This is a genomic window from Paucibacter sp. XJ19-41 (assembly GCF_028462495.1).
Classification (GTDB): Bacteria; Pseudomonadota; Gammaproteobacteria; order Burkholderiales; family Burkholderiaceae_C; genus Roseateles_E.
In genome coordinates this window covers 531-10,683 of record NZ_JAQOWX010000157.1, presented here as the reverse complement: position 1 = coordinate 10,683, position 10,153 = coordinate 531, and the positions used below count along the sequence as shown (strand labels likewise).

Sequence of the window (10,153 nt, the reverse complement as noted above, 5' to 3'; positions counted from 1 at the left end):
CCTGCGCGGGCGCTGCGTCGGGTCGGCTGGATGGGGCGCTGGGCTCGCTGGCTGCCGTCGAGACTGCTGGACTGGCCGGTGCTGCGGCCGTTACAGCGGCCGTTACAGCGGCTGGTTCAGCGACTGTTGCAGCGGCCGGCGCGGCCTCGCGCACCGGCGCCCGTGTCACGACACCCGAGGCCGTGGTGGCGCCATCGCTCGCCGGGCTTTGTTTGGCGATCTGCCAGGCAATCAGGGCCACCGCCAGCACCACCAGGCTCGCGGTCGCGACCATCACGCTGCGTGTTTTCAGCATCATCGCTTCATGCCCTCGCGTTTTGCATGCGGCCGAAAATACCATGTCGGCCGCTGTTGCAGGACGTGCTCCCTTGTTTGCGACACTTGGGCCATGCCACAAACCGCCTCCCGTTCTTCCCTTCCCGCGCTCAGCGCCGACGATCTCTGGGCCTTCGAGCGCATCGGTGCTGCCGCCCTCGCGCCCGACGGCCGCCGCCTGGTCTGCAGCGTCACCCGCAGCGATATGGACGCGAACAAATCCAGCAGCCAGCTCTGGCTGATGTCCACCGACGCCAGCGCGCCGCCGCGCGCGCTGACCCATTGCGGCGACAAGGACGGCGCGCCCGCCTGGTCGCCCAGCGGCGGCCAGATCGCCTTTCTGGCCCGTCGCGATCAGCAGGGCAGTAAAGACCTGACCCCGCAGCTCTATCTGATCGACGCCGACGGCGGCGAGGCCCACCGCATCAGCAATTTCGCGCCGGGCATCGAGTCCTTCAAGTGGCTGGCCGACGGCCGGCGCATCGTTTTCGCGGCCTGGGTCTGGCCCGAGCTGACAGGCGCAGCCGCCCAGGCGCGCCGCTACAAGACCGAGGTCAGCGAGCGCAAGGAGAGCGGCTACGCGACCAGCGAGGCCTATTACCGCTACTGGGACGACAACCTGCCGATGGGCCGGGTGCTGCACCTGCTGCTGCTCGATGTCGGCAGCGGCCGCATCAGCGATCTGTTCGAGGGCACGGGTCTGGAGCTGCCCCGCGATGCCGGCGGTAACGAGGTCTATGACGCGAGTCCCGATGGCCGCCGCATCGCCTTCGCCCACGACCCGGCCACCGTCCAGCTGCTGGGCAACCGCCAGGCCCTGGCCGAGATCGAGATCGCCAGCCGACGGATCAGGGCCTTGGCCGATGACCCGGCCTGGGACTTCGGCGCGCCGCGCTACCGGCCCGATGGTCGGGCCCTGGCCTGCACCGCCGCCCATATCGGCCGCAGCCACAAGGCGCTGGCCAAAATGGCGGTGGTGGACTGCGGCGGCCGTGCCAAACCGGGCTGGCGATTGCTCGGTGATGCATCAGGCCTGGACCTGCACGTCGACGCGCCGCTGCGCTGGACCGGGGACGGTGCCGCGCTGCTGTTCACGGCCCAGCAGCGCGGCCGCTGCCATCTGTGGCGTCAGCCGCTGGCCGGTGGCGCGCCTGGCGTTGTTGCCGAGGGTGGCTGGGTGCAGGGTTTCGATGTGGCCGGTGATTTGCTGCTCACGGCCGGCGACAGCGCCCATCATCCGGTGCGACTGCACATGCGGGATCTGGCGGACGGCAGTGCACCGCCGTTGCGCCTGGACGATTTCAACGACAAGCTGCTGGCGCGCCGCAGGCTTGGCGAGCTGCGCGAGGTCCAGATCAGCGGCGCGCTCGGCGAGCCGGTGCAGATGTGGCTGACCCTGCCGGTGGACTTCCACCCGCGCCGCAAGCACGGGCTGATGCAGGTCATCCATGGAGGCCCATTCGCGGCCGCCGGCGATACCTTCGGCTACCGCTGGAACCCCCATGTGCTGGCCTCACGCGGCCATGTCGTGGCCCAGGTCAACTACCACGGCTCCAGCGGTTTCGGCTTCGAGTTCCGCAACAGCATCATGGGCCGCCAGGGTCAGCTGGAGCTGCAGGACATCGAGGCCGGCAGTGACTGGCTGCTGGCCCAGCCCTGGGCCGATGCGAAGCGCCTGTCGGCCACCGGCGGCAGCTATGGCGGCTTCATGGTCGCGTGGATGAACGGCCACATCAAGCCCGGCCGCTACCGCAGCTATGTCTGCCATGCCGGTGTGTTCGACCGCGTCGCGACCTTCAGCGCCGACTCCTACCCGGAGCGTCCGCGCGATCTCGGCGCGCTGTACTGGCAAGACCTGCCCCGCGTGCTCGCGCAGAGCCCGGCCAGCTTCGCGCAGCGCATGCAAACGCCCACGCTGGTGATACACGGCGCCCGCGACTTCCGCGTGCCCGACTGCAACGGCCTGGCCTACTACAACACGCTGAAGGCGCGCGGTGTCGATGCGCGGCTGCTGTGGTTCCCCGATGAGAACCACTGGGTGTTGAAGCCGCAGAACTCGAGGCTGTGGTACGCGGAGTTCCTGGATTGGGTGCAGGGGCAGGAGGCTGCTGCCCAGAAAAAAGCCGGCGCCCGCAAAAAGCGCGGCGCCGGCTCGACGGACTCGCCTTGAAGCCTCAGTTCCTGATGAAGTTCAGCAGGTCCTGGTTGACGCGATCCTTGTGGGTGTCGGTCAGGCCGTGCGGTGCGCCCGGGTAGACGATCAGCTGGGCGTTCTTGACCAGCTTGGCCGAGGCGCGGCCCGAAGCGTCGATCGGCACGATCTGGTCGTCGTCGCCATGGATCACCAGGGTCGGTACATCGAACTTCTTCAGATCGGCGGTGAAGTCGGTCTCGGAGAAGGCCTTGATCGAGTCATAGGTGTTCTTGTGGCCGCCTTGCATGCCTTGCAGCCACCAGTTGTCGATCAGGCCTTGCGAGACCTTGGCGCCGGGGCGGTTGAAACCGTAGAAGGGGCCGGTCGGGATGTCCTTGTAGAGCTGGGCGCGGTTGGCCGTCTGCGCGGCGCGGATGCCGTCAAAGACCTCAATGGGCAGCCCGCCCGGATTGGCCGCCGTCTTCAGCATCAGTGGCGGCACGGCGCTGACCAGCACCGCCTTGGCGACCTTGCCCGTGCCATGGCGGCCGATATAGCGGGCCACCTCGCCGCCGCCGGTGGAGAAGCCCACCAGCACGGCCTTCTTGCCCTTCAGATCCACCGCGTTGATGACGGCAGCCAGATCGTCGGCGTAGTGGTCCATGTCATTGCCTTCCCAGGGCTGGCTGGAGCGGCCATGGCCACGGCGGTCATGGGCGATCACGCGGTAACCCTGGTCGGCCAGGAACAGCATCTGCGCTTCCCAGCTGTCCGAGTTCAGCGGCCAGCCGTGGCTGAACACGACGGGCTGGCCGTTGCGCGGGCCCCAGTCCTTGTAGTACAGCTGCACGCCTTGCTGGGTCGTGACATAGCTGCCGCTGGGCTGGGCCGCCGGTGGCGTGCCGGCGGCGAGCGCGGCGCCAGCGGCGAGGCTCAGCGTGGACAGGGCGATCAGTTGCTTGGCGAGGGCTTTCATGGCAATTCCTTGGTGTGGTGGGTGAGGGGGGAACAGGTATGAGTTATTGATTGTTGGAAATTAAATCGTGTACGAGTTATTTGTTTTGAGTTCGGATCGTTCAGCTTCGTCCGTGGTGTCTGGCGTGAGGGAAAAGTAGGGTGGCCGGGCTCAGCCGCCGGCCTTGAGCATGCGGCCGCGCAGTGCCAGCAGCCGGTCGCGCATCTCGTTGATCTCGGCGAGCGGCGTGTCGGCGGCCGTCGCGATGCATTGCGGGATCGCCTGTGCCTTGGCCTGCAGCGCCCGGCCTGGCTCGGTCAGCGTGATCAGCACCTGGCGCTCATCGGCGGCCGAACGGGCCCGGTCGATCAGGCCGGCGGCCTGCAGGCGCTTGAGCAGCGGGGTCAGCGTCGGCGACTCCAGGAACACCCGCTCGCTGATCTCGCCGACGGTCAGGCCATCGCGTTCCCACAGCACCAGCATCACCAGGTATTGCGGATAGGTCAGGTCCAGCGTCTTCAGCAACTCGCGATAGACCTTGTTGAAGCTCAGCATCGTCGAGTACAGCGCAAAGCACAGCTGCTGGTCCAGCAGCACGGCCTTGGGCTGCGTCGACTTGATGACTGCGGTGGAAGAAGTGGTGTTGCGTGCCATGGGATGAATATTAAATCGTGTGCGATTTAATTGCAAGCAGCTTTGCTTGCCGGTCTTCCCCTCTTTTTCCGTTCTGGGTCAGCGCGCCGGCTGAAACATGATGATGGCCATGCGCAGCAGCAGGGTTTTCATCGTGATGATTGTGCGGGCGGCGAGGTCGGCGGCAAGGCCGCCGATGCTACGCTTGACCCCATGGATCCCCGCAGCGCGCCCGATTCCGCCGACGGCGACAGCGCGGCCGAGTGGCTGGCGCGGGCGCAGAGCAGCCTGCAGGACCAGCATTGGCAGCGCCTGCAGGACCAGCTCGACGCCTTGCTGGCGCGGCGCGATCTCAGTGAAGCACAGCGCGTCGAAGCCTTGCTGCTGCAGGCCACCGCCTGCTGGCGCCAGGGTGATCTGTCCGGCGTCACCCGGCCGGCGCTGCAAGCGGCCGGGCTGGCCGCCGACCTCGCTGCGCTGCGGCGCCAATGCATCCGGGCCCTGGGCTTCGCGGCTTTCGCGCTGTCGGAGCTGGGACTGGCGGACGCAGCCCTGCCGCATGCGCTACGGGGCCTGGCCTTGGCACAGGACGACCCGGCCCAGCATCAGGCCTTGCCCGGCGCCTTGAGTTGCGCGGCCCATGTCCATGCACGTCTGGGCCAGTTCGACGAAGCCGAAATGCTGCATATGCAAGCGCTGTCGCTGGCGCGTGAGTCGGGACTGCCCGAGGCGCTACACCAGGCTTATGCCAATCTGTTCAGCGCTGTCGTCAGCGCCCATGCTGAACTGGCGGCCGGCGCGCCACAGGCTGATGCGGTCCGCGCGGCGCAGGCCTGTGCGCAGCGACATGCCAGCCATGTGCTCGGCTTTCTGGACGACCAACGGCTGGGGGCCTACCGCCGCATGGTCCTGATGCTCAATCTGGGTGACCTGCTGTCGCTGGCGGGTCGTCTGGACGATGCCGAGCCGTTGCTGCGCCACTGCCTGGCGCTGGCCGAGGAGCAGGGCACTCGCTACTACCAGATGTCCGCCGAGGCGGCGCTGGCGGATCTGCTGCTGCGGCGTGACCGACCCTCGGAGGCCATGTCCCTGCTGCAGCCCCTGCTGGCTCCCGATGGCGCCCAGCCCGGCTCCAGCCTGCGTCTGCTGGCGCTGCGCACGGCGCTGGCCTGCCAGGGCCGGCTTGGCGACGCGGTGGCGGCCGAGACGCTGCAGGCCGAGCTGGCTGAGCTTGAGCGTGCGCGAGCGCGGGTCCGCGCCAGAGCGCTGGCCCATCTGGGCGAGACGGTCTGAGGCTTGGCGGACTTTTGCTGTCGCCGGCCTATTTGGCGAAGCAGTAGAACAGCCCGCCGCTGCCCAGCTCCGAGAGCTTGGCCGCGCTGCAACCGCGGCTCTGGTGGGCCGACAGCCAGGAGGTGGCCCAGGACTCCTTGATCGCGCTGGCGCGGTCGTGGTGGCCGACCAGGGCGGCGCCGTCATCGGCCGCACTCGTCCAGTTCTTGCAGGTCAGGTCGGGATCCAGCGGCGAGGGGGCGGTACCGTCGGCGCGGGTGCCGGTCAGGATGTCGTGCCAGCGGCCCGGGGTGGGCTGACCGTGCTCGGACAGCGCGGTGTCGCGATTGATGCGGTTGCTGGCACCGTGGAGCTCGTCCAGGTTGGCGGCGATCAGCTCGCCGCGCGCGTTATGCCAGGGGCCGGTACCGATGCGATCGCGCGCATCGATGCTGGGCTGCTGCTTATTGGACTGCTGGCTCAGATAGGCGCGCCAGCTCCGCTGGCCCGCACCCGCCGCCGTGGCCAGCGCCTGGCAATGCGCATCGGCCCCTTCCAAGCCGCCCAGATCCGCCCCTCGGCCCGGGCCGAGGCTGGTGACGAAGAAACTCATCGTCGCGGTCTGCGGCGCCGGCGCGTGGGCGCAGGCGGCCAGCAGCAGGGCGGTGAGGAGCGGGAGGCTGCGCAGGCCTGCCACAGTCTCAGCCCAGCGCCTGCGCAAAGTCGGCGATCAGGTCGGCCTCATCCTCCAGGCCCACCGAGAGCCGTACCAGCCCGTCGGCAATGCCCATCTCGGCGCGCACGGCGGCGCCGGCTTCCCAGAAGATGGTCGGCGCGACCGGGATGATCAGCGTGCGGGTGTCGCCCAGGCCGGTGGCCTTGATCGGCAGCCGCAGGCGGTTCAGCACCTCGTTGAGGCCGGCGCTGTCGCGCAGCTCGAAGCTCAGCAGCCAGGAGCCCGCCTTGAAGAGCCGCGCCGCGCGTTCGTGCTGCGGGTGCGAGGCCAGGCCCGGGTAGTGCACGGCGGCCACCTTGGGATGAGCCTGCAGCCATTGCGCCAGCGCCAGCGCGGTGGCGCTGCTCTGGCGCACGCGCAGGCTCAGGGTCTCGGCGCCGACGCTGATGCGGTGGGCGTTGTCCGAGGACAGGGTGCCGCCCATATCGCGCAGACCCTTTTTGCGGATCTGCTGCAAGCCCCACTGCTTGGGGTCGCCCTTGCGGTAGGCCGGGAAGATATGGGGATAGGCCTGCCAGTCGAACAGCCCGGTGTCGGTGACCGCGCCGCCCAGCGCGTCGCCATGGCCGGCAATGGTCTTGGTCAGCGAGTTGATCACCAGGCTGGCGCCTACGGCGGCCGGGCGGAACAGGGCCGGCGAGGTGATGGTGTTGTCGACCACATAGACCAGGCCGCGTTCGCGGCACAGCGCGCCTATGCCTTCGAGATCCGGAATCAGCGTGCCGGGATTCGAGACGGTCTCGACAAAGACCAGGCGGGTCTCGGGCCGCAGCGCGGCCTCGACGGCGGCCACCGAGCCGGCGTCGACCTTGCTGACCGCCACGCCCAGATCCTCCATCGTGCCGAGCAGGCTGTTGGTGTTGCCGAACACATAGCGGCTGGAGACGATGTGATCGCCGGCGCGCAGCAGTGTCATGAAGGTCGCGGTGATCGCCGCCATGCCGGTGGCGAAGCTGACCGTGCCTATGCCTTGCTCCAGCCCGGTGATCTTGGCCTCCAGCGCGGCCGTGGTCGGCGTGCCCTGGCGGGCGTAGTTGAAGCCGCCCTTGAGCGTGCCCTGGAACACGGCGATCAGGTCCTCGACGCGTTCGAAGCCGTATTGCACCGAGGTGTGGATGGGTTTGTGCACGCCGCCATGCTCGACGCCGAAGCGGCGGTCGGCGTGGATGTTGTCGGTGCTGAGCTGGGAATTGTGGTGGTCGGGCGAATTCATCGCGGAAGGATAGCAGCGGCGGGGCGGCGCCCGAGCGCATCTCGGCTGCAGCGTGGATCAGCAAATTGCTGATGGACGAGGCGGGCGAGGCTGCTCAGAATCCGCCCATGCACGCGTCCCGATGCCCCGTCTCTGCAAGCCCTCAAGCCGAATTTCAGCCGGCCGCAGCGGCACGGGGTGCTGGCAGTTTGCATCGAGACCGCAGCGAGCCGAGGCCGGCGGCCGGCCCGCGTGTGGCCGCGCAAGCGCGGCAGATGGCGCGACTGCGGCAGCCGGCGCCCGGCAGCACGGTGCAGGCGGTGGCCCAATGTGTTCGCAAAGGGAAGAAGTTCGAGGGCGAGGACTTGCGCCGCTTGCGGGCGATTGCCGAGCGCATGGGCATCGACCCCGCCCAGCTCAATTTCTACGATGCGGAAGGCCGCGGCAACAACGCCAGCGGCAACGATGTGTCGATCGAAGGCAGCTTGCTCAGAGGCAAGGATGAGGATCAGCTGAATTTCACTGTCGGACATGAGTTGTCTCACTACAAGACCTTCGACACCCGTTTTGGCGGATCGGAACAGCTGNCGATCGAAGGCAGCTTGCTCAGAGGCAAGGATGAGGATCAGCTGAATTTCACTGTCGGACATGAGTTGTCTCACTACAAGACCTTCGACACCCGTTTTGGCGGATCGGAACAGCTGCCGCTGGGCAGCATGACGGCAGCGATGCTGGGTGCCAGCGGGCTCGCGACCTTGTCGCTGGGGCCCTTGGGTGGTTTGCTGGGCGGCGTTCTTGGCGGCACTGCGGGCTTTGCCGGCGAGATGGCGGCCGGTGGTGGCTATCTGAATGCGGCGGTGACCGGCGTCAGTGCGGCTAGCCTGCTCAGCCTGGGGCCGCTGGGGGCTTTTGTAGGCGGTCCGGTGGGCGGCTTGGTGGGCACGCTGCTGGCGGCCGGGCTGTCCTTGCCTTTGATCAGCAAGCTGTTCGAGATCAAGGCCGATCTGCATTCGGCCAAAAACGTCGGTGCCGAGGGCGGGATCAAGCGCTTCGACGACGAGATGCGCGAGCATTCGAGCGATGCGCAGGCCGGCCAGACCCCGGGCAATGCGCTGCTCGACCCGCTCCACCCGCCGCTGAGCTTCAGAAAGCAGTATCTGGGCTGGTTCCAGAGCCTGGTGGGCAAGAAGGACGAAGCCAAGACGGATTGATGGAGGGGGATCGGAGTATGACGCCGATGATCTTGACTGCCGCCAAAACGCCCGACGAGTACATCGCCTGCCATCGGGCCGGCAGTTGGCAGCGTGTCTATGCCGAAGCGCTGCGCGCGGTGGTGCACGAGAGCGCCCCGCAGCTGGAGGAGCGGCTGAAGTGGGGCCACCTCGTCTACTTCAATGCAGCCGATGAGCCGGTGCTGCTGATACGCATCGAGCCGCAGCGCCTGCTGTTCGGCTTCTGGCAGGGTCAACGCCTGCGCCATATCGAGCCGCAGCTGCGGCCGGGCGGCAAATACCAGATGGCGACGCTGGAACTGCGCGAAGGGACCGTGCTGGACCGCGCGGAGATGCTGCAACTGGTGGCCGAGGCCGCGGAGCTGGGCTGGGATCAGGGCTGAGGCGGCGCACCGGCCAGCCTGCCGGCCGTGCCTGGCCAGCGCCACCGCGTCGCGGCCAGCACCAGGCCGACGCCAATCAGCGCCATGCCGAGGCTCTGGCCCGGGCCGGGTCGGGTGCCGAAGATCAGCGCCGAGAACGCCAGCGCGAACACCGGCACCAGCAGGGCCACCGGCGCCACCGTGCCGGCACCGTGGCGGGCGATCAGAGTGTTCCAGACCCAGTAGCCGAACAGGGTGCTGGGGTAGACCTGGAAGGCCAGCGAGAGCAGGGCCACCGGCTGCGACAGCAGCTGGGCCGGCAGCGCCTGCAGCGGCGCCAGGCCCTGGGTGGCGACGGCCAGGGCGAGCAGCGCCGGGGCCGCGAACAGGCTGGACCAGACCATCAGCGCCAGCATGGCCCGGGCACCCGAGCGCCGCACGATCACATTGGCCAGGCTCAGGCTGGCGGCCGCCAGCAGCATCAGGGCCAGGCCTAGCGCCGTGCTGCCCGGCCCGGCCGAGGACAGCAGCACGACCACGAAGCCCAGGCCGGCGACCAGCGCGCCCTGGCGCTGGCGCCGGCTCAGGGCCTCGCCCAGCCACAGCCATGCCAGCAGCGGCGTCAGGAAGGCGCTGCTTTGCAGCAGCCAGGCCGCCAGCCCCGGCGCCAGCCCGGCGCGCAGCGCCCAGCTCACCCCGCCCCAGGTGCCGACGCCGAAGGCCAGGCCATAGGCGATCAGCCAGCGCCAGGCGATGGCCGGCCGCGCGATCCACAGCAGCAGCGGGAAGGCCGCCAGCGCAAAGCGCAGCGCCGCCAGCAGCAGCGGGTCGATGTGGGCGACGCCAAGCTTGATGAAGGAAAAATTCAGGCCCCAGATCGCGGCGACGAAAGCGGCCAGCAGCCATTCGGAAGGTTTCATGGGGCGGATTTTTGTTGTGAGTCAGGCGCATGAAAAACGGATTTTGTGCGCAGTCATCGTGCGCCATATGCACAATTCAACCCATGCCTGCCCGCAAACCCACCGTCACGAAATCATCGCCATCGCCAGCATCCGCGTCCTCGGCATCGACCCGCACGCTGCCGCCGCTGAGCGCGCTGCAGGCCTTCGAGGCGGCCGCGCGCCTGGGCAGCTTCACCCGCGCCGCCACCGAGCGCCATCTGAGCCACAGCGCGATCAGCCGGGCGGTGCAGGCCGTGGAGCACTGGCACGGCCTGCCGCTGTTCGAGCGCAGCGGTCCCAAACTGAGCCTGAGCGCGGCCGGCGAGGCGCTGCGCCAGCGCCTGGCCGAACCCCTGGCCCAGCTGCACCGGCTGGGCCCGG

The 10,153-nt window shown here is 68.5% G+C and carries 10 protein-coding genes; 4 read left to right on the top strand and 6 right to left on the bottom strand.

Annotated elements, in window-relative coordinates:
- Positions 1–298 (bottom strand): hypothetical protein (locus tag PO768_RS25925; RefSeq protein WP_272648355.1); only part of this gene is annotated, 298 nt, incomplete at its 3' end.
- Positions 299–388: 90 nt separating this feature from the next.
- Here PO768_RS25925 and PO768_RS25920 point away from each other — a divergent pair.
- Entirely contained in the window at positions 389–2,485 is a 2,097-nt protein-coding gene (locus PO768_RS25920; protein ID WP_272648354.1) for a dipeptidyl-peptidase 5, read from the top strand.
- 4 nt (positions 2,486–2,489) lie between these two features.
- Here the strand turns inward: PO768_RS25920 and PO768_RS25915 are convergent, their stop codons facing one another.
- Positions 2,490–3,425, bottom strand: a complete 936-nt coding sequence (locus PO768_RS25915) for an alpha/beta fold hydrolase (protein WP_272648353.1) — start codon at positions 3,423–3,425, stop codon at positions 2,490–2,492.
- Between the two features lie 150 nt (positions 3,426–3,575).
- Positions 3,576–4,058, bottom strand: a complete 483-nt coding sequence (locus tag PO768_RS25910; protein ID WP_272648352.1) for a MarR family winged helix-turn-helix transcriptional regulator — start codon at positions 4,056–4,058, stop codon at positions 3,576–3,578.
- A gap of 192 nt (positions 4,059–4,250) precedes the next feature.
- On the opposite strand from PO768_RS25910, the gene PO768_RS25905 reads away from it, so the two are divergent.
- A complete protein-coding gene (locus PO768_RS25905; RefSeq protein ID WP_262970575.1) occupies positions 4,251–5,330 on the top strand; it encodes a tetratricopeptide repeat protein in 1,080 nt (359 codons plus the stop codon).
- A 28-nt stretch (positions 5,331–5,358) separates the two neighbouring features.
- Here PO768_RS25905 and PO768_RS25900 read toward each other — a convergent pair whose 3' ends face one another.
- Together PO768_RS25900 and PO768_RS25895 are read right to left on the bottom strand one after the other, a co-directional pair.
- Positions 5,359–5,922 (bottom strand): hypothetical protein, encoded by a 564-nt coding sequence (locus tag PO768_RS25900; RefSeq protein WP_272648351.1) that lies wholly within the window; start codon positions 5,920–5,922, stop codon positions 5,359–5,361.
- Positions 5,923–6,010: 88 nt separating this feature from the next.
- Complete coding sequence (locus tag PO768_RS25895) at positions 6,011–7,258, bottom strand: cystathionine gamma-synthase family protein (protein WP_272648350.1); 1,248 nt, start codon at positions 7,256–7,258, stop codon at positions 6,011–6,013.
- A gap of 1,216 nt (positions 7,259–8,474) precedes the next feature.
- Here PO768_RS25895 and PO768_RS25890 point away from each other — a divergent pair.
- Positions 8,475–8,852, top strand: coding sequence for a DUF1801 domain-containing protein (locus PO768_RS25890; RefSeq protein ID WP_272648349.1), 378 nt, complete (start codon positions 8,475–8,477; stop codon positions 8,850–8,852).
- On the opposite strand, the gene PO768_RS25885 is transcribed toward PO768_RS25890, so the two are convergent.
- Positions 8,843–9,751, bottom strand: coding sequence for an EamA family transporter (locus PO768_RS25885; RefSeq protein ID WP_272648348.1), 909 nt, complete (start codon positions 9,749–9,751; stop codon positions 8,843–8,845). The two genes, PO768_RS25890 and PO768_RS25885, sit on opposite strands and share 10 nt — an antisense overlap.
- An 83-nt stretch (positions 9,752–9,834) precedes the next feature.
- On the opposite strand from PO768_RS25885, the gene PO768_RS25880 reads away from it, so the two are divergent.
- Positions 9,835–10,153, top strand: a 319-nt coding sequence (locus tag PO768_RS25880) for a LysR family transcriptional regulator (protein ID WP_272648347.1), incomplete at its 3' end; no start/stop codon positions are given.

Bases quoted from the DNA above. Each gene is read 5' to 3' on its own strand.
- PO768_RS25920 (WP_272648354.1), top strand. From the start codon at position 389: ATGCCACAAACCGCCTCCCGTTCTTCCCTTCCCGCGCTCAGCGCCGAC.
- PO768_RS25915 (WP_272648353.1), bottom strand. From the start codon at position 3,425: ATGAAAGCCCTCGCCAAGCAACTGATCGCCCTGTCCACGCTGAGCCTC.
- PO768_RS25910 (WP_272648352.1), bottom strand. From the start codon at position 4,058: ATGGCACGCAACACCACTTCTTCCACCGCAGTCATCAAGTCGACGCAG.
- PO768_RS25905 (WP_262970575.1), top strand. From the start codon at position 4,251: ATGGATCCCCGCAGCGCGCCCGATTCCGCCGACGGCGACAGCGCGGCC.
- PO768_RS25900 (WP_272648351.1), bottom strand. From the start codon at position 5,922: ATGAGTTTCTTCGTCACCAGCCTCGGCCCGGGCCGAGGGGCGGATCTG.
- PO768_RS25895 (WP_272648350.1), bottom strand. From the start codon at position 7,258: ATGAATTCGCCCGACCACCACAATTCCCAGCTCAGCACCGACAACATC.
- PO768_RS25890 (WP_272648349.1), top strand. From the start codon at position 8,475: ATGATCTTGACTGCCGCCAAAACGCCCGACGAGTACATCGCCTGCCAT.
- PO768_RS25885 (WP_272648348.1), bottom strand. From the start codon at position 9,751: ATGAAACCTTCCGAATGGCTGCTGGCCGCTTTCGTCGCCGCGATCTGG.